Consider the following 21,756-nt stretch of genomic DNA (forward strand, 5'->3'; position numbering starts at 1 on the left):
CCTGGAGAGTCCGCCACCATGTCCCGCACGCGCCCGATGACTGCGTTCCGCTCCCCGCAATCCCAGCAGGGCTTCAGCCTGCTCGAGATCATCATCGTGCTGGTGCTGATCGGCGGCATCCTGGTGCTGGTCGGCAGTCGCGTGATGGGCGGTGCCGACAGCGGCAAGGTGAAACTGGCCCAGTCGCAGGTGCAGACGCTGGCGGGCAAGGTCGAGACCTACCAGTTGGACACCGGCCGGTATCCGGCACAGCTGTCCGACCTGGTGACCAATCCGGGCAACGCGAGCGGGTGGCTGGGCCCGTACGCGAAGGAGAGCGAGTTGCAGGACCCCTGGAAGAACCCGATCGAATACCGCATTCCCGGCGAGACGCAGCGCTTCGACCTGATCAGCCTGGGCGCCGATGGCAAGGCCGGTGGCGACAGCGTCAACGCGGACATCACGAACGAGTAAGCGCGGCCACCGCCGCCGTGGCGCGCCGTGCCGCTACCGTCTCCATGCCTCCGGCCCGCAGGCCTGCCGCGGCGCGGCCGCACGTGGCCGGCTTCACCCTGCTCGAGACGCTGCTGGTCCTGGCGCTGATCGCGGCGGCGGGCATCCTCGCGGCGATGGCCTTCACCGGCGGCATGGACGGCATGCGGTTGCGCTCGGAATCCAAGGAAGTCGCTGCGCAGCTGCGCTACACGCGGGCGCGTGCGATCGCGACCGGGCAGCCGCAGCGTTTCCGAATCGATCCGCGCGCGCATGCGTGGGAGGCGGCCGGTGACCGGCGTGGCGACATCGATCGCGCCCTGGCGGTCCGCTTCACCGGCGTGCGCGAGGCACAGGAGCGGGCGGGCGAGGGCGCGATCCTGTTCTTCCCCGACGGAGGTTCCACCGGTGGCCGCATCACGCTGGCCGCCGGGACGGCCGCGTGGAGCATCGACGTGGCCTGGCTGACCGGCGAGACGCGCCTGCTGCGCGACGAGGTGCGCGCGCCATGACGCCGCCCAACCGCCGCCATCAGCGTGGCTTCACCCTGCTCGAAGTCATCGTCGCCTTCGCGCTGCTGGCGCTGGCGCTGAGCCTGCTGCTGGGGTCGCTCTCCGGAGCGAGCCGGCAGGTGCGCGAATCGGCGGACAGCAGTCGCGCGACGCTGCACGCGCAATCCCTGCTGGCGCAGCTGGGGGCGGGCGATGTCCTGCAACCGGGACGGCAGGAGGGCAGCTTCGAAGGCGATCGTTATCGCTGGCAGCTCGACATCGCGCCGTTCGCCGATCCGTTGGCGGCGCGGGCACAGCTCGATCCGGGCGCGCCGCAACTCCTCGATGTACGCCTGGTCGTTCGCTGGGGCGACGAGCGGGCACAGGCGATGCAATGGCGCACGCTGCGATTGGCACCGCGCGACGTCAACCAGGCCGTGTCGCCATGATGCGCGCGCGCACGCAGGGCTTCACCCTGATCGAAGTGCTGCTCGCGCTGGTGCTGCTGGCGGCAGGACTGGCGCTGGCGTTCGCGACGCTGCGCTCCTCCACCGCGGTGGTCACGCGCGGCGAGGACATGGCGCAGGCGAGCGAGCGCATGCGCGCGGTACATGGCTACCTGCGCGCGCGACTGGCATCGGCGCAGCCCATCGTGTTCGCGACGGACCGGGGCACGCTGCGCCAGGCGCGCTTCATCGGCACGCCGCAGCGCATGCGCTTCGTGGCGGACCTGCCGGACTATCTAGGGTATGGCGGCCCTTACGTGCACGACCTGGTCGCGGACGAGGAAGGTCGCCTGCAGGTGGCCTTCGCCGTCGCCCGTCCGGACGCGTCGCTGGAGGACGTCGATCTCGCCGCGCGCGGACAGCGGGCGGAGCGGCTGGCCGATGGGCTGCGTTCGGTGCGCTTCCGGTATCGCGGCCTGGATGCGGACAATCGCCTCGGTCCCTGGCAGGACCGCTGGGAGACTTCCGAGATGCTGCCGCTGCAGGTGAAGGTGGAAATGGTCGCGATGGCCGGCGGGCGCTGGCCAGACCTTGTCGTGACCCTTGCGCGCAGCGAGGGCGGCGCTGGTGGCGGGCTGTTGCCCGGCGGCACGAATACGGTACTGCCATGAAGCGCATGCACGGTGCCGCGCTGTTGCTGGTGCTGTGGCTGGTGGCCCTGCTCACCGCGCTGGTCGGTGCGTATGCGCTGACGGCGCGGATGGAGGCGTTGCAGGGTCGGGTCGGCAGCCGCGGCGCGATCGCACAGGAGGTCGCGCGCGCCGGCATCGAGTACGCGCTCGTGCGGGTGGCCGACCGCAATCCGGAAACCCACTGGCAACCCAATGGCCGCCCTTACGCGTGGACGTTCGATGGCCAGCAGGTCCAGGTGCGCATCGTCGATGAGACCGGCAAGGTTGATCTCAACCAGGCCGACGTGCCGCTGCTGTCGCGGCTGATGCAGGCGCTCGGAGAACCTGCGGACGCCAGCGATGCGCTCGCGGCGGCGATCGTCGACTGGCGCGATGCCGACAACCTCACCCAGCCGGTGGGCGGGGCCGAGGACAGCGACTACGCGGCGGCGGAGCGCGAGTACGGTGCCAAGGACGCGCCGTTCGACACGGTTGCGGAAGTCGAGCAGGTCCTGGGCATGACGCCGGACCTGTACGCGCGCCTCGCGCCATTCCTGACGCTGTATTCGGGCCGCGCGCAGCCGGACGCGACGTACGCGCCGGGGCCTGTGCTGCAGGCCATGGGCGTGGATGCGGCGGCATGGCTGGCGCAACGCAATGCGACCGGCGTCACCGGCGGCCCGCAACTCGTCGGCGCCGGCAGCGGCACGTATAGTATCGAGAGCCGTGCGCGGCTGGCCGATGGCCGCGAAGCGTCGGTGCGGACAGTGGTGCGCGCGGGGGCCAGCCCGGTGCCGGGTTCGGCCTATACCTTGTTGCGCTGGGAGGAGGGAGCGTCACCACAATGAGCGGCGTACGCGACACCTTGCAGCGGTTCCGGGCACGGCTCGGTCCCGGGCCACGCAGCTTCTTCGCGTGGTGGGGACAGGCGTTGGCGACCTGGTTGCCCGCGCGCTGGCGCGTGGTGCTGGGGCTGACGGGCGACCGCCTGCTGTTCCAGCGTCAGGACGACGAGATCGAAATGAGCTGGCTGGAGGGCACGCAGCGGCATCCGCTCGCACGCTTGCCGGCCACGGTGAGCCCTGACGACCTGCGTGCGCTGCTCGGCAGCCGGCTGGCCGAACTGCCGCGCTGGTGGCTGGTGCCGGCGGGGATGGCACTGCGTCGGCGCCTGTTGCTGCCGGCCGCGGCGGCGGACCGCCTGCGCGACGTGCTGACGTTCGAGCTCGACCGGCAAACCCCGTTCACCGCCAACGATGCGTGCTTCGACGCGCGCGTGGTGGGGGTGCGTGAGGATGCACAACTCGATGTGGAACTGGCGGCCGTGCAGAAGGCGGCCTTCGTCGATGGCCTGTCGCGGCTGGGCGCACTCTCGCAGGGTCTGGCCGGCGCGGACGTGGAAGACGCGGGCGGTGCGCCGCTGGGCGTGAACCTGCTGCCCGAGGCATCGCGCGTTGCGCGCCAGGCGCCGCGCCGCGGCCTGCATGCCGTGCTGGCGTCGGTAGCCGTCATCGCCGTGGTGTTCGCTGCCTGGGCCGTCCTGGACAACCGGCGCGCTGCCGCCGACGCCTTCGCCGCGCGGGTGGACAGCCGGGCCGATGCGGCGCGGCAGGTGGCGGCGCAGCGGCAGCAACTCGTCGACCTCGTCGCCGGCACCACCACGCTCAACCAGACCAGTGCGCGCCGGCCGACAGCGCTGGAAGTGATGGATGAGGTCACGCAGCGTCTTCCCGACAACACCTATCTGGAAAAACTCGCCATCGAAGGCGACCGGCTGACGCTGATCGGTTTCAGCCCGGAAGCCTCGGGACTGGTCGCGCGCCTGCAAGGCTCGCCGTTGTGGCGCAATCCTGCACTGAGTGGCGCGCTGCAGCCGGATCCGCGCACGCGCATGGACCGCTTCACGATGACGGCCGAGCTGCTGGGCAAACAGGACCCGGCTGCCGCGACGCAAGGAGGCGCAGATGCCGCTGGCCGTGACTGACCGCGATCGCTGGCTCGCGCTGGCGCTGCTGTTGGCAGCGCTGTTGCTGGGCTATGCGGTGCTAGTGCATCCCTGGTGGACGGTGCCGATGCAGGAAGTAGGCGCGCGCGTGGATGAGCTGCGCGAGCGCGAACTTCGCATCCGTACCCAGCTGCAGCAGGCACCGCAGGTGCAGCGCGAACTCGCCGCCGCGCTCGCGCAGCAGGCGCAGCGCCCGGGCTTCCTTCCGGAAGCGACGGTCGAGCTGGCGACCGCGGGCCTGGTGCAGCGGCTGGAAACCGTCGTCAGGCAAGCCAGCCCCGGCAACCGCAGCTGCGCCATCGCCAACCAGTCGCCGCTGGCGGTCGCGGGACGCGAAATCTATCCGCGCGTGGTCGTGCAGGTGCGCCTGCGCTGCGGCGCGCCGGAACTGGCATCGGTCCTGCACCAGCTCGAATCCGGCAGCCCGCGCCTGTTCGTGGAGAACCTCAACATCCTCGCGCAGCGGTACGCCTACCAGGCCAGCGAAAGCGGCGCCGGCGGCCTGGACGTGAACTTCGACCTGTACGGTTACCTCAAGCCCTCGCCGGTACTGACCCAGGAGCCGTCCGGTGCGCGCTGACAGCTGGGGGGTGCGCACGTGGATCCTCGCCGTCGTGGCGGGGTGGGCGGTGGTGGCCGCGCTGATGGCCCTGTTCGGGCTGGGCAGCCGCATCACGCCCCTGCCTGCCGATCCGGGCATGGTGCAGGCGTTGCCGCGCCTGCCGGCGAGCCCGCCCGAACGACTGGGCGCGCTGGACCAGTATGCAGGCGTCGGCGAGCGGCCCCTGTTTTCGGAGGATCGCCGTCCGAAGCCGTTCTTCCTCTCCGGCGAGGAAGCCGCGGCGCCAGCCTTCGACCTGGTATTGACCAGCGTGCTGATCACGCCCGCGCTGGAGCTGGCCATCGTGCAGCCCGCGCAGGGCGGCGAGGGCCTGCGGGTGAAGGTGGGCGATTCGCCGGCCGGCTTCCCGGGGTGGCGGCTGGTCGAACTCGATCCGCGCCGCGCCGTCTTCGAGGGTCCGGAAGGCCGTCGCGAGATGGCGTTGCGTGTCTTCGACGGTGTGGGAGGACAACCGCCTTCGCCGGTCGCAGGTGTACCTGCCGCCGTGCCGCCCGCCGCGACCGTCGTTCCACCTGCTGCGCCGGGCGGACGCACGACCGGCGGCAACAGCGCACCCGCCGCCATGCCCACGGTGGCATCGCCGCCAGGTCCGGCGCAGATGCCGACTCCGGCCCCTGCCGCCAGCCCATCGCCCTCGTCGACGGCGCCGTCCGTGCCCGTCCAGACGACGGACCAGCAGATGGACGCCATCCGCCAGCGCATCGAGCAGCGCCGCGCGCAGTTGCGGCAGCAGCAGGCGCAACCCACCACGCCGCCGGCAACGCCCGGCAAGACACAGTAGAGTGCCGGCATGACGTTACGTGTGATCCTGTTTTCCCTTTGTCTGGGCCTGCTGGCCGGCTGTGCCAGCGCGCCGTCGCCCGATGTGCGTCGCACGACCGCGCCAGGGACAGGGGAGGTCGTCGCGGGCACCGCGCAGACCACGCCGCTGAAGGAAGGCGACGCGCCGGTGACCGGGCCGCAGGCGCAGATCCGGCGCGGCAACGGGCAGATGATCAACCGCAGTGCGGCGAGTGCACCGTTGCCGTCGCTGGGCGGCGCCAGCAGTGGATCGGCCACGTTCAATTTCGAGGGCGAGTCCGTCCATGCCGTGGTGAAGGCGATCCTCGGCGACATGCTGGGACAGAATTACGTGATCGCGCCGGGCGTGCAGGGCACCGTGACGCTGGGCACGCCGAAGCCGGTATCGCCGGCCGAAGCCCTCAACCTGCTGGAAATGGTGTTGGGCTGGAACAACGCGCGCCTGGTCTACAGCGGCGGGCGCTACAACATCATCCCGGCCGACCAGGCACTGGCCGGCAGCGTGGCGCCGCGCACCGGGCCTGCCTCCAATGCACGCGGCTACGAGGTGCGCGTGGTGCCGCTGCGCTTCATCTCGGCCAGTGAAATGAAGAAGGTGCTGGAGCCGTACGCGCGGCCCAACGCCATCGTCAATGTCGACGGCACCCGCAATGTCATCACTCTGGCGGGCACGCGCACCGAACTGGAAAACTACCTGCGCACCGTCGAGATCTTCGATGTCGACTGGCTGTCCGGCATGTCGGTGGGCGTGTTCCCGCTGCAGTCGGGCCGCGCTACGCGGGTGGTCGCCGACCTGGAGAAGGTGTTCGGCAACGACAGCAAGACGCCCAGCGCCGGCATGTTCCGTTTCATGCCGCTGGAGGGCGCCAACGCCGTGCTCGTCATCACGCCGCAGCCGGCGTACCTGGACCAGATCCAGCAATGGCTGGAGCGCATCGACGGCGCGGGCGAAGGCAGCCGGCTGTTTTCGTACGAACTGAAGTACGTCAAGGCGCGCGAACTCGCGCAGCGGCTGGCGGAAGTGTTCGGCTCCTCCGGCGGCGGAAGCAGCGGCGACAGCCGGTCGACCGGTGGCGCCGGAAACACCTCGCTGATGCCGGGCACCGATCCCGTGCAGATCAACGATGGCGGCATGAACAGCAATGGCGGCAGCGTCGATTTCGGCGGCAGCAGTGGCAGCAGCGGGAGTGCCGGGGGCGGGCTCGGCAGCGGGTCGCTCTCGCTCAACCAGCGCGACAACGGCAACGGCGCCGTGACGCTGGAAGTCGACGGCAACCGCGTCGGCGTGGCCGCCGTGGAAGAAACCAACACGCTGCTCGTGCGCGCCAGTGCGAGTGCCTGGCAGTCGATCCGCGAAGTGGTCGAGAAGCTCGACGTGATGCCGATGCAGGTGCACATCGAAGCGCAGATCGCGGAAGTGTCGCTGACCGGCGACCTCAGTTATGGCGTGAACTGGTACTTCGAGCGCGCGGTCACGGACGCGGGCCTGCCCGACGCCGTCGGACGCACCACCTGGAGCCAGCTTGCCGGGAACATCGCGGGCAGCACGGTCGGCGGCGTGAATCCCGGTGCCAGCTGGACCTTCCTCGGCCGCAACGCCGCGGCGATCATCTCGGCGCTCGACGAGGTCACCGACGTCCGCCTGCTGCAGACGCCGTCGATCTTCGCGCGCAACAACGTCGAAGCCACCCTCAACGTGGGCAGCCGCATCCCGATTTCCTCGGTCACCGTCAATCCGGGGCTGGGCACCGACAACACCTATAGCCAGGTGCAGTACCTGGATACCGGCATCATCCTGAAGGTGCGGCCGCGGGTGACGAAGGACGGCATCGTCTTCCTCGACATCGTGCAGGAAGTCAGCACGCCGGGCGACGTGCCGGACGACAACGGCAACGTGCGCATCAACACGCGGCGCTTCAAGACCGAAGTCGCGGTCGAGGCAGGCAACACCGTGATGCTGGCCGGCCTGATCAGCGATGGCGCGACCAAGGGCTCGCGAGGATTCCCGGGGCTGAGCCGCCTGCCGGTGATCGGTGGCCTGTTCGGCCGGCAGACCAGCAGCAGCGACCGCAGCGAAGTCATCGTGCTGTTGACGCCGACCATCGTCCGCAACCCGCAGGAAGCCAACGACCTGACCGACGAGTACGGCAAGCGCTTCCGCGCGCTGGAACCCCTGCACACGCCGCGCTCCAAGTGACGCCGCCGGCCGCATCGCCCCTGCCCATCGTCCTGTTGCCGATCGGCAGCGACGACGATGCGCTCGACGCCTGCCTCGGGGCGCTGGACGCCGGCACGCCCGCCGGCACGCGCCTGTGGCTGGCCGACGACGCGCAGGCCGGACCCCGTGGCCTCGCCATCATCGAGCGCTGGCTCGCCCGCACGCGCCTTCAGGCCGATTACACCCGCCGTCCGCGCATGCTCGGCGAGGTCGCGCACGTGGACCAGATGCTCGCCGCGTGCGGCGACGCGGACGTGGTGGTGCTCGCGCCCGACGCGCAGCCCTTGCCCGGCTGGCTGCAACAGCTGGCCGCCTGCTTCGCACGCGACGCCGCCATCGCCACCGCCACCCCCTGGTGCAATGCCGGCGAAGCCGCCGCGTGGCCACGCCTGGGCGAAGTGAGCCCGCCACCCGCCGATGTCGAACGCACGGCGCACGCCTGTGCCGCGATGTCGCCGCTGCATCCCGAGCTGCCCGCCGCCGTCGCGCACGCCGTCGCGTTGCGCGGCAGTGCGCGCAAGCGGGTCGGCGGACTGGACGCGGCGAGCTATGGCTCTTGGTATGCCGCGCTGGTCGACCTGTCGCTGCGGCTCGCCGGCCTGGGGTGGCGCAACGTGCTGTGCGAGACCGCGTTCGTCGCGCGTGGCGGCGAAGGCGGCCCTGCCGACGGCGACATGGACGCCTTGAATGCACGCTGGCCCACGTTCACGCCCAGGCTGGCGACGTTCCTGATGGAGGATCCGCTGCGCGTACCGCGCGAACGGTTGCATGTGTTGTATGCGGAAGCAGGATCGCCGGAGCGCCAGCGTGACCTCTTCGGTTGACGCGTCCGGCATCGCCGCGGTGGTGGTGACGCACGAAAGCGCGTCCAGCATCGACGACTGCCTGATGCGCCTGCGCGTGGCGCATGGCGTGCACGAGATCCGCGTGGTCGATAACGCGTCCACCGACGACACGATGGAGATCGTGCAGCGGCATGCCTTGCAAGATGCGCGCGTGCGCTTCATTGCCAATCCTGACAATCCGGGGTTCGCGGTGGGATGCAACCAGGGCGCGCGCGATACGCAGGCATGCTGGCTTGCGTTCGTGAACCCCGACCTGATGGTGGAAGCCGACACGTTGGCGCGGTTGTGCGCACACGCGGCCGATGCGGCGGCGGACAGGATGCTGCTGGGCGTGGACCTGGTCGACGAGGACGGCATGCGCGATGCCGCCGCGCGCCGTCGCGATCCGGTCTTCGCCGCCATGTTGCGCTCGCCCGGTGCGGCGTCGCGGCTGGGAGTGGCCGTCGACGAGGCGACCCCATTGCAGCCGGTCGACATCATCTCCGGCGCACTGATGCTGATGCCGCGCGCGCTGTTCGACAGGATCGGCGGCTTCGACGAAGGCTACCGCCTGCACGCCGAGGACATGGATCTCTGCCGGCGCGCGCGTGCGGCGGGCGCCCTGGTCGCCGTCGCCAACGATATCCGCGTGCTGCATATCCGCGGCGTGTCGAGTCGCGCCCGCCCGGTATTCGTGGAATGGCACAAGCATCGGGGCCTGTGGCGCTACTTCCGGAAATTCGAGGCCGCGCAACAGGGTCCGGTCACGCAGCTCGGCGTGTTCGCCGCGATCTGGCTGCATTTCGGCGCGGTGCTGGCGCGGATCCTGCTGCGTCGTCGTTGACGCGAAGCTAGTCGCCCGACACGTTGTGTCCGTGCTCGCGCAACGCCTGCAGGGTGATGTCCAGTTGGTGGTCCTGCACGAGCACGTAATCGGTATCGAACGTGGAGATGGCGAAGATGCCCACGCCGGCAGCCGCCAGGGGATCCAGCACGGCCTTCAGGATGCCGGTCAGCGCGAAGTCGAAGGGCCCCTGCAGCTTGAACATGCGCCAGCTGCGCTGGCAGCGGACATCGTCGGGGACGCATGTTTCTTCGCAGACCAGCGACAGTTCGTCGTCGGTCCAGCCGGCATGGCGCATGCCGTGAGTGGGCCACCACCCAGGTAGCGTGGCGTCGGCGGGCAGTTGCGCGACGGCGTAGCGGTCGGGCAGCAGCACCAGCGTCAGCGAGGGCGGGTTCACTCGGCGTGTCCGTTCCACCAGAACAGCGCGTTGACGGCCAGCACCACCACCAGGGTATAGATCAGGGACAGCGGGCCGCCGACGCGCCACAGCTGGCGCGAGGTGTAGTTGGCGGGGCCGACGATCATCGAGATCACCGGGTTGGACGCGGTCATCAGGTTGTTCGACGCGGACAGCGCCACGATCAGCGCGAACGCGGTTGGATTGCCGCCCGCCGCCAGTGCCAGGTTGATCGCCATCGGCACCATCACGATGGTCGCACCGACATGGCTGATGACCAGCGAGAACGCGGTCGTGAGCAGCGCGACGGCGATCTCCAGCACCCAGATGGGAATGCCTTCCGGCAACCGTTCCACGGTATGCCCTGCCACCCACGCGGCCGCACCGCTGCTGTCCATCGCCCAGCCGAGCGGAATCAGGCCGGCCATCAGGAACACCGTCTTCCAGTTGATCGCGCCGTAGGCTTCGTCCATGCGCAGCACGCCGGTCAGCAGCATGCCCGCCACGCCGGTCATCAGGGTCAGCGCGACCGGCAGCTTCGACGTCAGCGCGATGATGATGGTGATGGCGAAGATGGTCATCGCGATCTTGAACTTGTGCGGGCGCTGTTCGCCCTTCGGGTAGTCCGTCACCACCACGAAGTCGCGGCTTTCCGCCGCCAGGCCGAGGTCCTGCCAGATGCTGTGGAAGACCAGCATGTCGCCGGCGCGCAACTTCTCCTCGCGCACGTTCTCGCGGATGACCTTCTTGTCGCGGTTGATCGCCAGCAGGCTGATGCTATTCTGCTTGCGCAGGCGCAGCTCGCGCGCGGTCTTGCCGATGAACTTCGACGTCGGCGGCACCACGGCTTCGGAAATGCCCGCGCGGCTGGGATTGAACAGGTCGCCGAAGTGGCGCAGGCGCGAGGACATGCGCAGGAACTGGTTCTGCGCGAAGTCGCTGATCTCCTGCCGCGCACCCATCACGCCCAGCACGCTGCCCACCCAGATGCGCATGTCCGCGGGCGGGGCAAGACGGGTGTCGTTGCCGGTCTGCAGCGCCAACATCAGCGGCGCATCGTGCAGGGCTTCCGCCTCGCCGAGCGACATGCCGACGAGCGGGCTCTCGGCGCTGACGACCAGCTCGAACACGTCGCCCTCGATCCCGTAGGTGTTGGCGAAGTAACTCTCAGTGCGCGCGGGCGTGACCACGCCATCGCTGTCCTGGGTGTCGTCCTTGAGCTTCCGGTCGCCGACGTACCGGAAGTACAGGAGCGACGCGATCACCAGCGTCAGCCCGATCGGCCACGGCGCGAACATGCGCAGCGGCTCCAGCGTGGCCATGCCGGAGGGCAGGTTGTTGTTGGCGGAGACCAGCAGGTCGTTGAGCAGGATCAGCGGCGAGTTGCCGACCATGGTGAACGCGCCGCCCATGACAATCGCGGCCGCGATCGGCAGCAGCAACCGCTGCATCGACAGGCCGGTGCGCGACGACAATCGCGAGGCGACGGGCATGAACAGCGCCATCACCGACGGGTTCTGCATGAAGGACGAGTTGAGGCTGGCGATGGCCGTGGTCATCAGCAGCAGTCTCTGCTCGATGCCGTGGCCGCGCCGCAGCAGCCACGAGGCCAGCCGGTTCAGCGCGCCGGTACGGTCCAGGCCGGCGCCCAGGATCATGGTGGCGATGATGCTCATCACCGCGTTGCCGGAGAAGCCGCCGAAGATTTCCTCCGGGGCGATCAGCCCGGTGATGCCTAGCACCACCAGCACCACCAGCGCTACCAGGTCCGCGCGGATGCGCTCGAACAGGAACATCGCCATCGTGAAGCCGACCAGCCCGAGGACGAGCTTCATGTCGTTGGTCAGCGTCAGCGCGTTGTCCATCAGAACGGCCGGGATGCGGGATTCGGGATTCGGGATTGACGGGTCGGCCGAGCCACGCAGCCATGCGGACGCAGGCCATCGCGCGGTGGTCGCGCGGGGCAGGAGTGCACGCTCCTGCAGATCCCGAATCCCGAATCCCTAATCCCGGTCATAGACAAGATCCCACACCCCGTGTCCGAGCTTCTGGCCGCGTGTCTCGAAATGCGTCTGCGGGCGCCAGTCCGGACGCGGCACGCTGCCGCGCGGACCTGCCCGGTTGCGCAGGCCGGGCGTCGCATCCAGCACGTCCCACATGTGCTCGGCATAGGCCTCCCAGTCGGTGGCGCAATGCAGCCGGCCGCCCGGACGCAGCTTGCGCGCGATCAGTGCCGCGAATTCGGGTTGCACCAGGCGGCGCTTGTTGTGACGCTTCTTGTGCCACGGATCCGGGAAGTAGATGCGCACTTCATCCAGCGATCCGTCGGCGACTTCGTGCTGCAGCACTTCCACCGCATCGTGGTGGTAGACGCGCACGTGGTCGCTGCCGTCCTCGGCCAGCGCGTTGAGCAGGCGACCGACGCCGGGGGCATGCACTTCCAGGCCGAGGTAGTCACGGTCCTTGTCGTTCGCCGCGGCGAAACGGAGCGCCTCGCCGTTGCCGAAGCCGATTTCCAGCACGCGCGGTGCGGTGCGGCCGAACACCGCGTCGTAGTCGCGCGGCGCGCCGGTGTAGTCCAGCCCGAAGCGCGGCCATTGGGTATCGAAGGCGCGCTGCTGTGCCTCGGTGAAGCGGCCCTGGCGCAACACGAAACTGCGGATTTCGCGCCGTCCGTCGCTGATCGTGAACGGCTTGGGAGGGGTCTTGGCGCCGGGACTGGAAAACGGATCGGTCATCAGCCGATCAGTCCGTCGATCGGGCTGGAGGCGGACGCGTTGCGCTTGCGCGGGATGCGGCCCGCCAGGAAGGCTTCGCGGCCGGCTTCCACCGCTTTCTTCATCGCGCTCGCCATCAGCACGGGGTGTTTCGCGCCGGCGATGGCGGTATTCATCAGCACGCCGTCGCAGCCGAGTTCCATCGCGATGGCGGCATCGGAGGCGGTGCCGACGCCGGCATCGACCAGCACGGGGACTTTCGCGTTCTCGATGATTTCCAGCAGGTTGTACTTGTTCTGCACGCCCAGGCCGGAGCCGATCGGCGCGGCCAGCGGCATGACCGCCACGCAACCGATCTCTTCGAGGCGGCGGGCGAGGATCGGGTCGTCGCTGGTGTAGACCATCACCTGGAATCCGTCCGCCACCAGCTTCTCTGCGGCGGCCAGCGTCTGCACCACGTCGGGATACAGGGTCTTCTGGTCGCCCAGCACTTCCAGCTTCACCAGGGTGTGGCCGTCGAGCAGCTCGCGCGCCAGCCGGCAGGTGCGCACGGCATCGTCGGCGGTGTAGCAGCCGGCGGTGTTGGGAAGAATGGTGTAGCGGTCCGGCGGCAGCACGTCGAGCAGGTTGGGCTCGTTGGGCGACTGGCCCAGGTTCGTGCGGCGGATGGCGACGGTGACGATCTCGGCGCCCGCAGCCTCGGTGGCCAGGCGGGTTTCCTCGAAATCCTTGAACTTGCCGGTGCCGGTCAGCAGGCGGGAACGGTAGGACTTGCCCGCGATCACCAGCGGGTCATGGGGGGCGGTGTTGGACATGCGGCGATTATCGCCCATGAAGCCTCGGCGCGTCCCCCCGGGGTGCGGCAGGCCGAGGCCGTCAGCCGCCGCCGAGCGCGTGCACGATCTCGACGCGGTCGCCGGCGCGCAGCACGTGTTGCGCGTGCTGTCCGCGCGGGATGATCTCGCCGTTGACCTCGATGGCCACGCGTCGCTCGGCCAGCCCCTGCAGCACCAGCAGGGAGGCGATGGTGCTCTGGTCCGGCAGCGCCTGCGGCTGCCCGTTCAACTGGATGTCCATGCCGCCATTGTCGCCGAAGGCCGGCGCGCATGCCGCATTGCAGCGTGTGCAGGCGCGGCCTTGGTGGAACGATGCGCGCCATGCGCAGCCGTACGGCAGAGCCGGCACGCAGTCCCGACCATCCTTTCTTGCCCCGGAGATTCCATGAAGCGTTCCCTTTCGCCTGTCCGTTCCCTGCTGGCCGTGGCGCTGGCCGTGGCGGCGGCCCCCGCCCTGGCGGCGGACAGCCCGTACTCGCAGACGATCTTTTTCGGTGACAGCCTGACCGACTCCGGCCATTTCCGTCCGGCGCTGGTACAGATCGGTGGCCCTTCCGCCGCCATCCTCGGTCGCTTCACCACCAACCCCGGCCTGGTGTGGTCCGAGTATCTGGCCGAGTACTACGGCACGGGTGCCGCCAGCGCCAACCAGGGGGGCACGAACTACGCCGTCGGCGGTGCGCGCGTGGGGACCAACACCTCCGGCGCCCTCGGCGCGATTCCGTCGATGACCACCCAGCTGAACACCTATCTGTCCGCGAGCGGTGGCCGCGCCGATCCGAACGCCCTGTACACCGTCTGGGGGGGCGCGAACGACCTGTTCGCCGTGGTCGCCGGCGCCAACCCCACCGCGACCATCGGTGGCGCCGTCACCGCGCAGGTCGGCATCATCGGGCAACTGCAGAATGCGGGCGCGCGCTACATCCTGGTGCCGACGGTGCCGGACCTGGGCGTGACGCCCTCGTTCCGCGCCCAGGGACCCACGAATGCGGCCGCCGGCACGCAGCTGGCCACCACCTACAACACGGCGTTGTTCGGCGCCATCAACACCGCCGGCCTGCGGGTGATCCCGCTGGATACCTTCACGCTGCTGCGCGAGATCGTCGCCAGCCCCGCGGAGTACGGCTTCGGCAACGTCACCGGCACCGCCTGCAATCCGCAGATCACCGCGTCGTCGGTCACCTGCAGTCCGCTCAACTACGCCACGCCGAATGCAGCGGACGTGTATGCGTTCGCTGATGGCGTGCATCCGTCGTCGAAGGCCCACGACATCCTGTCGCAGTATGCGGTGGCGATGCTCGAAGGTCCGCGCCAGATCGCGCTGCTGCCGTACACCGCGTCGGTGCATGGCCGTGCCCGCGCTGATCGGGTGGCCTCGCACGTTGCGGGCAAGCCCGAGGCGGACGGCATGCGCTGGTGGGGCGACGTGCGGGGCGACTTCCTGCGTTATGACGACGGCAACCTGTACGACGGCGCGGGCCCCATGGGCACCTTCGGCGTCGACTGGTCGCAGGGTTCGTGGGTCTATGGCGCCTTTGCCGGCTACGGACGCGCGAAGTACGACTTCGGCCTGCGCCGCGGCAGTTTCGACGAAAGCGACGCCACGCTCGGCGGGTTCGCCGGCTGGTATGGCGACCAGCTGTGGGCGAACGCGCAGGTCAGCTACAGCTGGCTGTCCTACGACATCGACCGCGAAGTGCAGCTGGGCGGCGTGACGCGCCGGCACAGCGGTTCGCCGGATGGCACCAACCTGACGGTCGGCGCAAGCGCCGGCTACGAATTCGGCGACGGCGCCTTCCGCCACGGCCCGGTGGTGAGCGTGGTATCGCAGACCATCGAGATGGACGGTTACAGCGAGAGCAACGTCAACTCGACGGCGCTGGCCTATCCGGACCAGGACTTCGATTCGCTGATCGGCAGCGCCGGCTGGCAGGTGAGCTACGCGATCAACGATCACCTGGCGCCGTACGCCCGCCTCACGATCGACAAGGAGTTCGAAGACCCGGCCGACGAAGTCTTCGCGCAGTCGCTGTCCATGCCCGGCACGGCCCCCTATGCCGTGCCCGGCCTGACCCAGGACGACAGCTACGGCACGCTGCTGCTCGGCGCGCGCACGCAGCTGTTCGGACTGGACGCGAACCTCGGCGTGAATACCACCGTCAACCAGGGTGGTGGCGCCAACGCCACCGCGTTCATGACCCTGAGCGGCAGCTTCTGATATTGCCGTGCGATGCGGCGCCGGACCGCCGGCGCCGCATTGCCTTGCCGCCCGTCGCGGCATAGACTCGCGCCATCGTGCGGGTGTAGTTCAATGGTAGAACTGCAGCTTCCCAAGCTGCTAGCGTGGGTTCGATTCCCATCACCCGCTCCAGTCCGCGACACCCCCTTCCTGTCATCGGCCCATGCAGCGGGCATGGCATGCTGTGCCCGACCCCCCGTGAACGATTCCCCATGAAGCTCGCCATCCTGTCGCGCAACGGCAAGTTGTACTCGACGCGCCGCCTGGTCGAGGCCGCGCGCCAGCGCGGCCACACGGTCCGCGTGCTGGACCCGCTGCGCTGTTACATGCGCATTGCATCGACCGGTTTCCAGTTGCACTACAAGGGCCGTTCGCTGGCGGGCTACGACGCGGTGATTCCGCGCATCGGCGCTTCCATCACGCGCTATGGCACGGCCGTGCTGCGCCAGTTCGAGCTGATGGGCACGTACAGCCCGAATCCCTCCGATGCCATCCTGCGCGCGCGCGACAAGCTGCGCGCGCACCAGTTGCTGGCCGCTCAGTGCATCGACCTGCCGGTCACCGTCTTCGGCGACAACCCCGACGACACCAGCGACCTGCTGTCGATGCTGGGTCCGCCACCGCATGTGATCAAGTTGAACGAGGGCGCGCAGGGCGCCGGCGTGATGCTGACCGAAAAGCCTTCGGCTTCCCGCAGCGTGGTCGAGGCCCTCCGCGGTCTGTACGCCAGCTTCGTGGTGCAGGAATTCATCGCTGAAGCCGACGGTGCCGACCTGCGTTGCTTCGTCGTGGGCGACGAGGTGGTGGCGTCGATGCGCCGGCAGGCGCCGGAGGGCGATTTCCGTTCCAACCTGCATCGCGGCGGGACCGCCCTGCATGCGGTGGCATCCGATAAGGAGCGTGCCGTGGCGATCCGGGCCGCGAAGGTACTGGGGCTGGGCGTGGCGGGCGTGGACCTGATCCGTGCCCAGCGGGGTCCCCTGGTCCTGGAGGTCAACTCGACGCCGGGGCTCGAGGGCATCGAATCCGTCTGCGGCGTGGACGTCGCCGGGAGGATCGTGGAGCACCTCGCGAGGCAGGCTGAACAGGGCTGACCCGACGCGGCTGTGTCTTTTTCACGTGGAATTAACGCACTCTTTAACGGTCGTTTAATCGAAGGCCGCGTAGCCTTGGCCGGACCGCAGCTCTGCGTTCCTCCCGGTCTTTGCATCTGGAAAGCACAGGATTACGGTAATCGGGGCATTAGTTTGGCCCAGGCGGGCGACCACCCGCCTGGGCCTTGTTTTTTTGCACGCGGCTGTCGCCACGCGCTATGGCAGAATCCGGATTATTCCCATGCCCGAACTCTGCTGGGCGGGGCAGATCCTTCAACCTGACGAACGAGGTGTTGAATGTACAAGGTGGTACTCGGCTCCCTGCTGGCACTGGCCGCTCTCACCGCACACGCCAAGATCGACGCCGGCAACGACGGCGCCCCGGCCAAGGTGAATATCAACGGATCGTTCGAGGAACAGCGACTGGCCATCATCAAGGACCTCGATGGTGGCAAGGTCTATTCCGAGATCAGCCAGAAGGAGCGCAGCGACGTCAAGGATGCGCTGAACCGGATCTCCGGCGCGTTGGAGGCGACGAGTGGCGTGCAGGGCCTCAGCGAAGAACAGAAAGCCCGCGTATTCAACGACCAGGAACTGGTCAACAGCATCCTCACGCGCGCCGGTGAGGACAGCCGTCTGGTGTGCACGCGGGAGAAGGTGGTCGGCTCGCATCGTCCCACGACGCAGTGCCAGACCGTCGCGGAACGTCGCCGTATCCGGGAAAACGACCAGAACACCCTGCTCAAGAGCAACCGGGTCATCCTGCGCGGCAACAACTAAGGCGTCCTGATGCGTATTCTCGTCATTGAAGACAACAGCGACATCGCCGCCAACCTCGGCGATTACCTGGAGGAGCGCGGACACACCGTCGACTTCGCCGCCGACGGTGTGACCGGCCTGCACCTTGCCGTGGTGCACGAGTTCGATGCGATCGTCCTCGACCTCAACCTGCCCGGCATGGACGGGCTGGAAGTCTGCCGCAAGCTGCGCAACGAAGCGCGCAAGCAGACGCCGGTGCTGATGCTGACCGCACGCGATTCGCTGGACAACAAGCTGGCCGGTTTCGATTCCGGCGCCGACGATTACCTGATCAAGCCGTTCGCGTTGCAGGAAGTGGAGGTGCGCCTCAACGCGCTGTCCCGTCGCGGCAAGGGCGTACAGACGCGGGTGCTGGAGGTGGGCGAGCTGGAATACAACCTGGACACGCTGGAAGTCCGTCGCCAAGGCAAGCTGCTGCAGCTCAATCCCACGGCGCTCAAGATCCTGCAGGCCCTGATGGAGGCGTCGCCCGCCGTGGTGACGCGCCAGGAACTGGAAACGCGCGTCTGGGGCGAGGAATTGCCGGATTCGGACTCGCTGCGCGTGCACATCCACGGCCTGCGCGCCGTGGTCGACAAGCCGTTCGACTCGCCCTACATCCAGACGCGCCATGGCATCGGATACCGCATCGCCGCGCCCGATGCCAGCAGCTGAGTCGTCGAAACCCCGCCGCCACCGCCGCTTCCGGCGGCGGCTGCGCACCCGCATCATCCTGTCGTTCGTCCTGTTGGGTTTTGGCCTGACGGTGCTGTTCGCGTATGCAACGATTGTTGCGCGTCAGCGCGTCGAGAACCAATTGGTCGAAGACGTGATGAACCGCAATCTGGATGAATCTTGGCGGCGGTTCGCGCAAAGCGAAGGTCAGGTGATCGGTGCGCCGTTCGAGCAGGTGAAGGCGTATTACTACCTTCCCGACAAGTTTGAAAGCCTCAGGCTTGCAAAGCCGGAGTGGTATGCATTGCCTGACGGCATCCATAACATTACCGACATAGGCGATGACGGAAAGGCGTATCCCTTCAAGCTGGGAGTAAGGAAAACGCCGCAGATCTGGTTCTTCCTTGCTTATGACATGGGGCAGACGGCGCGCGCTGAAGTGCAGTTCAAGCGCGCGGTTTACGGCTCGATCCTTGTGTTCACTGTGTTTTCGCTGGTGGTCGGGTGGTGGTCCGCTTCCCGGGTCATGAGTCCGGTGTCCGAACTCGCCGCACGACTGCGTGCGTATCGCGGCAGTAGCAATCCGAGGCCGCTGGCGCCGCACTTTCCGCAGGACGAGGTTGGTGAACTCGCGAGGGCACTGGATGATTACTCCGGTCGCCTCACCGAAGTCGTCCAGCGCGACCGCGAGTTCAACGCCGACGTCAGCCACGAGCTGCGCACGCCGCTGGCCATCATCCGCGGCTCGGTGGAGCTGATGCTGTCGCGGCCGGACATGGACGAGAAGACGCGCACGCGCATCCAGCGCATCCAGCGTGCCGAGCAGCAGTGCACGGACCTGATCAGTGCACTGCTGCTGCTGTCCCGCAACGAGCGTGGCCACGGCAACACGGACGTCGCGCGCGTGGTCGACCAGTTGCTCGATGCGCATCGCGCCACGCTGGGCGGCAAGCCGCTGATCCTGCGCGTCGAAGGCGAAGGGGGGGCAACGGTCGATTCGCCGGAAGCCGCGCTGTCGGTGGCACTCGGCAATCTGATCGGCAATGCCGTCAAGTACACGAAGGAAGGCGAGGTGGTCGTGCGCCTGCTGCCTGATGCGGTCGAAGTCGTGGATTCGGGCCCGGGGCTCAGCAAGGAAGACGCCGCGCGCCTGTTCGAGCGTGGCTACCGCGGCACGCATGCGGGCCATTCGCAAGGGGGCGGCATCGGACTGTCCATCGTCAGCCGCCTGTGCGCGCTGTACGGATGGCAGGTAGGCGTGCGCCCGGGCGAGCAGAAGGGCGTGATCGCCACGCTGCGATTTTCACCCGATCGCGAGTCGGGCGACGCATCACGGTCGCTCCCCTGACCCCACCGACTGCTGTCAGAGCGTGATCCAGAAGCAGTTGTAGGCGCGGCGCAGGCCGAACGTGGTGTCGGCCGGCGTGGCGCTGTTCTTCAGCGTCTGCACGACGCGCAGTCCCGTCGGCCGTTGCCGTTGCGTTGCGGTCTGCGGGTAATAGCCGTCCTGGTTAGCGTCGACGACGGAGCCTTCCGCATCCAGTATCGGGGCCGGCGCGGGACGGACCGGCACGATATCGACCAGCGGGCGTTGGACCACCACGTCGAGCCGGTCGAGGATGCGCAGGGCACCCGCATCCGACGTGCCGGCCCAGTGGTAGACCCCCGCGAGCCTGTTCACGTCGCCTGCCTGGATCGCCGACGACACCTGCATCACCAGGTCGCTGAGCGTGCGCGAACAGCCGCCGCGGTAAAGCGCGCCGGTGGCGGCGGTCGTCGTCGTGGAAGGCAGACGGTCCATCGCGCCCACGTCCTCGCAGCGCTTGTCGGTGTAGACCGTCTCGCCGGACATCGTCGTGCAGCGTTGGACGCCCTGCTGTTGCGCCCGGGCGGTGGGCGACCCGGCACCGGGACACACGAGGAGGCCGGCGAGGGCGAGGAGAAAGAGGGTCCGCATGTCGCCAGCCTAATCCGGCATGCGCGCCGCGGTCATGGGACGTGCGCACGGAATGAGGGGTTGTTCACCTGCCGGTCGGATGCCCGCTGTGGAGAGCGTCAGGCGGACCAGCCGAGCCTCGACAGGACGGTCTGCGTCGGCTTGGCTAGGTTGAGCGTGTAGAAGTGCAGCGACGGCGCTCCCCCGGCGACCAGTCGTTCGCACAGGTTGGCCACGACGTCCGCGCCGAAGTCGCGGATCGCCTCGGCATCGTCGCCCAGCGCCTGCATTCGCTTGCCTATCCAGCGGGGAATTTCGGCGCCGCAGGCTTCGGAGAAGCGGCGGAGCTGCGAAAAGTTCGAGATCGGCATGATGCCCGGAATGATCGGGATCTCGACGCCGAGCTTGCGCACCGCGTCGACGAAGTGGAAGTAGGCATCCGGGTTGTAGAAGTACTGCGTGATTGCGCCGTTGGCGCCGGCATCGACCTTGGCCTTGAAGTGGCGCAGGTCGGTCAGCGCGTCCTCGGCCTGAGGGTGCGTCTCGGGATAGGCGCCGACTTCGATGTGGAACGTGTCGCCTTGCTCGGCGCGGATGAAGTCGATCAACTCCGAGGCATAGCGCAGGTCGCCCGGATGGCCCATGCCGGAGGGCAGATCGCCGCGCAGCGCGACGATACGCTTGCACCCGAGGGCGCGGTACAGGCGCAGCAGTTCACGGATTTCCTCGCGGCTGCCGCCGACGCACGACAGATGCGGCGCTGCATCGAAGCGATGATGCTGATGGAGGTGGCGGACCGTCTCCGAGGTATAGCTCAGCGTGGACCCGCCTGCACCGAACGTGCACGACACGTATTCGGGCTTGTACGCCTTCAGCCTGTCCGCGGTGCGATCGAGCTGCGCGCGCTGCTCATCGGTCTTGGGAGGGTAGAACTCGAAGCTGATGGAGGGCATGGACGGCGCCGTTCGGGTCGAGAGCGCATTGTATCTCTTCATCCGGATGAATGTGTATGGCTGGTGGCGTCCCGTCCTTCGTGACGGGAATTCGGCCAGATGTGTTGGCGCGGGGGCGGGTACGCTGTCGGCCTTCCGTCACTGGCTGCCGCATGACCATCGTCCTCACTCCCTTCGCCCGCACCCGGTTGTTCCCGACCGAGCCGCGTCGCAACGCCATCCAGGACTGCACGCCTCAGGCCTTCGAGCAGCGTTTGAACACGGAGCCGCCGGTGGCGGTGCTGGCGGGCTATGCGCCGTTCTGCCGACTGCACGTGCATCGCAACTGGACGTCGACACGGTGCCTGACCGTACCGATCACCGACGACAACCGGTCCCTGTTGCGATCAGGCTACGAAGCGCGGTCCTCGAAGGAACTGCCGGTGCTGGTGCGCTGGTTCGAAGGCGTCGAGCCGCCGGTGGCGGACTACCTGGTCGTCATCCTGTACAGCGCGGCGCAGTTGGCGCACGAGCGGGCGCCGATCGAAGGCGACTGGGGCATCGTCGGATGCCTGTACACGCAGGCGCCCGAAGAAATTCCGATGGCGCCCATCACGATGATGCGCAATGCGCTGGGCGTGGAGGAAGGCGGTTCGGGCGTGCCGATCAACCGCGAGGCATACCGGCGCAGCGTCGCGTTCTGGGAGCTCAACGCCAACTGGCGCCCGTAGTCCGC

General features: G+C 68.3%; 24 protein-coding genes and 1 tRNA gene. 18 read left to right on the top strand and 7 right to left on the bottom strand.

Annotation, left to right across the window (positions count from 1 at the left end; translation table 11 throughout):
- The first annotated feature begins 36 nt into the window (after positions 1-36).
- The 11 genes from gspG to Q0907_RS00810 are packed head-to-tail and all read left to right on the top strand — an operon-like array spanning position 37 to position 9,393.
- The gene (gene gspG / locus Q0907_RS00760) at positions 37-453 is read left to right on the top strand and encodes a type II secretion system major pseudopilin GspG (protein WP_296279836.1); all 417 of its coding nucleotides are present in this window, start codon (positions 37-39) and stop codon (positions 451-453) included.
- A 44-nt stretch (positions 454-497) separates the two neighbouring features.
- Positions 498-983, top strand: a complete 486-nt coding sequence (locus tag Q0907_RS00765) for a GspH/FimT family protein (protein ID WP_299340528.1) — start codon at positions 498-500, stop codon at positions 981-983.
- The gene (locus Q0907_RS00770) at positions 980-1,411 is read left to right on the top strand and encodes a prepilin-type N-terminal cleavage/methylation domain-containing protein (protein WP_299340531.1); all 432 of its coding nucleotides are present in this window, start codon (positions 980-982) and stop codon (positions 1,409-1,411) included. Before Q0907_RS00765 ends, Q0907_RS00770 begins: the two co-directional genes overlap by 4 nt.
- Positions 1,408-2,079 (top strand): prepilin-type N-terminal cleavage/methylation domain-containing protein, encoded by a 672-nt coding sequence (locus Q0907_RS00775; protein ID WP_299340533.1) that lies wholly within the window; start codon positions 1,408-1,410, stop codon positions 2,077-2,079. Before Q0907_RS00770 ends, Q0907_RS00775 begins: the two co-directional genes overlap by 4 nt.
- Positions 2,076-2,927 (top strand): type II secretion system protein GspK, encoded by an 852-nt coding sequence (locus Q0907_RS00780; RefSeq protein WP_299340535.1) that lies wholly within the window; start codon positions 2,076-2,078, stop codon positions 2,925-2,927. The genes Q0907_RS00775 and Q0907_RS00780 overlap by 4 nt, the downstream gene beginning before the upstream one ends.
- The gene (locus Q0907_RS00785) at positions 2,924-4,063 is read left to right on the top strand and encodes a PilN domain-containing protein (RefSeq protein ID WP_299340537.1); all 1,140 of its coding nucleotides are present in this window, start codon (positions 2,924-2,926) and stop codon (positions 4,061-4,063) included. The genes Q0907_RS00780 and Q0907_RS00785 overlap by 4 nt, the downstream gene beginning before the upstream one ends.
- Positions 4,044-4,664: a type II secretion system protein GspM gene (gene gspM / locus Q0907_RS00790; RefSeq protein ID WP_299340540.1), complete on the top strand. Its 621-nt coding sequence runs from the start codon at positions 4,044-4,046 to the stop codon at positions 4,662-4,664. Before Q0907_RS00785 ends, gspM begins: the two co-directional genes overlap by 20 nt.
- Positions 4,654-5,487 (top strand): general secretion pathway protein GspN, encoded by an 834-nt coding sequence (locus Q0907_RS00795; protein ID WP_299340543.1) that lies wholly within the window; start codon positions 4,654-4,656, stop codon positions 5,485-5,487. The genes gspM and Q0907_RS00795 overlap by 11 nt, the downstream gene beginning before the upstream one ends.
- A gap of 9 nt (positions 5,488-5,496) precedes the next feature.
- A complete protein-coding gene (gene gspD / locus Q0907_RS00800; RefSeq protein WP_296279637.1) occupies positions 5,497-7,704 on the top strand; it encodes a type II secretion system secretin GspD in 2,208 nt (735 codons plus the stop codon).
- Positions 7,701-8,549: a glycosyltransferase gene (locus Q0907_RS00805; protein WP_299340546.1), complete on the top strand. Its 849-nt coding sequence runs from the start codon at positions 7,701-7,703 to the stop codon at positions 8,547-8,549. The genes gspD and Q0907_RS00805 overlap by 4 nt, the downstream gene beginning before the upstream one ends.
- On the top strand, positions 8,533-9,393 hold the full coding sequence (locus tag Q0907_RS00810; protein ID WP_299340549.1) for a glycosyltransferase family 2 protein: 861 nt from the start codon (positions 8,533-8,535) through the stop codon (positions 9,391-9,393). Before Q0907_RS00805 ends, Q0907_RS00810 begins: the two co-directional genes overlap by 17 nt.
- Before the next feature lie 7 nt (positions 9,394-9,400).
- Here Q0907_RS00810 and Q0907_RS00815 read toward each other — a convergent pair whose 3' ends face one another.
- The 5 genes from Q0907_RS00815 to thiS form a co-directional block, all read right to left on the bottom strand.
- A complete protein-coding gene (locus Q0907_RS00815) occupies positions 9,401-9,793 on the bottom strand; it encodes an ACT domain-containing protein (protein ID WP_299340552.1) in 393 nt (130 codons plus the stop codon).
- Positions 9,790-11,658 carry an SLC13 family permease gene (locus Q0907_RS00820; protein WP_299340554.1) on the bottom strand — a complete coding sequence of 623 codons (1,869 nt, stop codon included), beginning with the start codon at positions 11,656-11,658 and terminating at the stop codon, positions 9,790-9,792. Before Q0907_RS00820 ends, Q0907_RS00815 begins: the two co-directional genes overlap by 4 nt.
- A gap of 138 nt (positions 11,659-11,796) precedes the next feature.
- Positions 11,797-12,531 carry a tRNA (guanosine(46)-N7)-methyltransferase TrmB gene (trmB, locus tag Q0907_RS00825; RefSeq protein WP_299340557.1) on the bottom strand — a complete coding sequence of 245 codons (735 nt, stop codon included), beginning with the start codon at positions 12,529-12,531 and terminating at the stop codon, positions 11,797-11,799.
- The gene (locus Q0907_RS00830; protein WP_296279648.1) at positions 12,531-13,325 is read right to left on the bottom strand and encodes a thiazole synthase; all 795 of its coding nucleotides are present in this window, start codon (positions 13,323-13,325) and stop codon (positions 12,531-12,533) included. Before Q0907_RS00830 ends, trmB begins: the two co-directional genes overlap by 1 nt.
- Positions 13,326-13,386: 61 nt before the next feature.
- On the bottom strand, positions 13,387-13,587 hold the full coding sequence (gene thiS, locus Q0907_RS00835) for a sulfur carrier protein ThiS (protein WP_299340560.1): 201 nt from the start codon (positions 13,585-13,587) through the stop codon (positions 13,387-13,389).
- A gap of 177 nt (positions 13,588-13,764) precedes the next feature.
- Between thiS and Q0907_RS00840 the strand changes: the two genes are divergently transcribed.
- The 6 genes from Q0907_RS00840 (at position 13,765) to Q0907_RS00865 (ending at position 19,500) form a co-directional block, all read left to right on the top strand.
- Positions 13,765-15,564, top strand: a complete 1,800-nt coding sequence (locus Q0907_RS00840; RefSeq protein ID WP_296279837.1) for an autotransporter domain-containing protein — start codon at positions 13,765-13,767, stop codon at positions 15,562-15,564.
- 79 nt (positions 15,565-15,643) lie between these two features.
- Positions 15,644-15,717 (top strand) — tRNA-Gly (locus Q0907_RS00845).
- An 80-nt stretch (positions 15,718-15,797) separates the two neighbouring features.
- Entirely contained in the window at positions 15,798-16,679 is an 882-nt protein-coding gene (gene rimK, locus Q0907_RS00850) for a 30S ribosomal protein S6--L-glutamate ligase (RefSeq protein ID WP_299340563.1), read from the top strand.
- 297 nt (positions 16,680-16,976) lie between these two features.
- Complete coding sequence (locus tag Q0907_RS00855) at positions 16,977-17,459, top strand: hypothetical protein (RefSeq protein WP_296279652.1); 483 nt, start codon at positions 16,977-16,979, stop codon at positions 17,457-17,459.
- A gap of 9 nt (positions 17,460-17,468) precedes the next feature.
- Entirely contained in the window at positions 17,469-18,152 is a 684-nt protein-coding gene (locus Q0907_RS00860) for a response regulator transcription factor (protein WP_055936695.1), read from the top strand.
- A complete protein-coding gene (locus Q0907_RS00865; RefSeq protein WP_299342582.1) occupies positions 18,139-19,500 on the top strand; it encodes a HAMP domain-containing sensor histidine kinase in 1,362 nt (453 codons plus the stop codon). The genes Q0907_RS00860 and Q0907_RS00865 overlap by 14 nt, the downstream gene beginning before the upstream one ends.
- 15 nt (positions 19,501-19,515) lie before the next feature.
- On the opposite strand, the gene Q0907_RS00870 is transcribed toward Q0907_RS00865, so the two are convergent.
- The gene (locus tag Q0907_RS00870; protein WP_299340566.1) at positions 19,516-20,109 is read right to left on the bottom strand and encodes a hypothetical protein; all 594 of its coding nucleotides are present in this window, start codon (positions 20,107-20,109) and stop codon (positions 19,516-19,518) included.
- A gap of 98 nt (positions 20,110-20,207) precedes the next feature.
- Positions 20,208-21,041 carry a methylenetetrahydrofolate reductase [NAD(P)H] gene (gene metF, locus Q0907_RS00875; protein WP_299340569.1) on the bottom strand — a complete coding sequence of 278 codons (834 nt, stop codon included), beginning with the start codon at positions 21,039-21,041 and terminating at the stop codon, positions 20,208-20,210.
- Positions 21,042-21,193: 152 nt separating this feature from the next.
- On the opposite strand from metF, the gene Q0907_RS00880 reads away from it, so the two are divergent.
- Positions 21,194-21,751, top strand: a complete 558-nt coding sequence (locus tag Q0907_RS00880) for a DUF3228 family protein (protein WP_299340572.1) — start codon at positions 21,194-21,196, stop codon at positions 21,749-21,751.
- Positions 21,752-21,756 lie beyond the last annotated feature (5 nt).

This window comes from uncultured Pseudoxanthomonas sp. (assembly GCF_947498795.1).
In the GTDB taxonomy this organism is placed as follows: domain Bacteria; phylum Pseudomonadota; class Gammaproteobacteria; order Xanthomonadales; family Xanthomonadaceae; genus Pseudoxanthomonas_A.

What these genes read in the sequence shown, in the direction of transcription:
- Q0907_RS00855 (WP_296279652.1), top strand. Translation starts at nt 16,977, where the DNA reads ATGTACAAGGTGGTACTCGGCTCCCTGCTGGCACTGGCCGCTCTCACC.
- Q0907_RS00820 (WP_299340554.1), bottom strand. Translation starts at nt 11,658, where the DNA reads ATGGACAACGCGCTGACGCTGACCAACGACATGAAGCTCGTCCTCGGG.
- gspD (WP_296279637.1), top strand. Translation starts at nt 5,497, where the DNA reads ATGACGTTACGTGTGATCCTGTTTTCCCTTTGTCTGGGCCTGCTGGCC.
- Q0907_RS00780 (WP_299340535.1), top strand. Translation starts at nt 2,076, where the DNA reads ATGAAGCGCATGCACGGTGCCGCGCTGTTGCTGGTGCTGTGGCTGGTG.
- Q0907_RS00865 (WP_299342582.1), top strand. Translation starts at nt 18,139, where the DNA reads ATGCCAGCAGCTGAGTCGTCGAAACCCCGCCGCCACCGCCGCTTCCGG.
- Q0907_RS00775 (WP_299340533.1), top strand. Translation starts at nt 1,408, where the DNA reads ATGATGCGCGCGCGCACGCAGGGCTTCACCCTGATCGAAGTGCTGCTC.
- Q0907_RS00770 (WP_299340531.1), top strand. Translation starts at nt 980, where the DNA reads ATGACGCCGCCCAACCGCCGCCATCAGCGTGGCTTCACCCTGCTCGAA.
- Q0907_RS00880 (WP_299340572.1), top strand. Translation starts at nt 21,194, where the DNA reads ATGACCATCGTCCTCACTCCCTTCGCCCGCACCCGGTTGTTCCCGACC.
- Q0907_RS00765 (WP_299340528.1), top strand. Translation starts at nt 498, where the DNA reads ATGCCTCCGGCCCGCAGGCCTGCCGCGGCGCGGCCGCACGTGGCCGGC.
- thiS (WP_299340560.1), bottom strand. Translation starts at nt 13,587, where the DNA reads ATGGACATCCAGTTGAACGGGCAGCCGCAGGCGCTGCCGGACCAGAGC.
- Q0907_RS00860 (WP_055936695.1), top strand. Translation starts at nt 17,469, where the DNA reads ATGCGTATTCTCGTCATTGAAGACAACAGCGACATCGCCGCCAACCTC.
- metF (WP_299340569.1), bottom strand. Translation starts at nt 21,041, where the DNA reads ATGCCCTCCATCAGCTTCGAGTTCTACCCTCCCAAGACCGATGAGCAG.
- trmB (WP_299340557.1), bottom strand. Translation starts at nt 12,531, where the DNA reads ATGACCGATCCGTTTTCCAGTCCCGGCGCCAAGACCCCTCCCAAGCCG.
- Q0907_RS00830 (WP_296279648.1), bottom strand. Translation starts at nt 13,325, where the DNA reads ATGTCCAACACCGCCCCCCATGACCCGCTGGTGATCGCGGGCAAGTCC.
- gspM (WP_299340540.1), top strand. Translation starts at nt 4,044, where the DNA reads ATGCCGCTGGCCGTGACTGACCGCGATCGCTGGCTCGCGCTGGCGCTG.
- gspG (WP_296279836.1), top strand. Translation starts at nt 37, where the DNA reads ATGACTGCGTTCCGCTCCCCGCAATCCCAGCAGGGCTTCAGCCTGCTC.
- rimK (WP_299340563.1), top strand. Translation starts at nt 15,798, where the DNA reads ATGAAGCTCGCCATCCTGTCGCGCAACGGCAAGTTGTACTCGACGCGC.
- Q0907_RS00785 (WP_299340537.1), top strand. Translation starts at nt 2,924, where the DNA reads ATGAGCGGCGTACGCGACACCTTGCAGCGGTTCCGGGCACGGCTCGGT.
- Q0907_RS00870 (WP_299340566.1), bottom strand. Translation starts at nt 20,109, where the DNA reads ATGCGGACCCTCTTTCTCCTCGCCCTCGCCGGCCTCCTCGTGTGTCCC.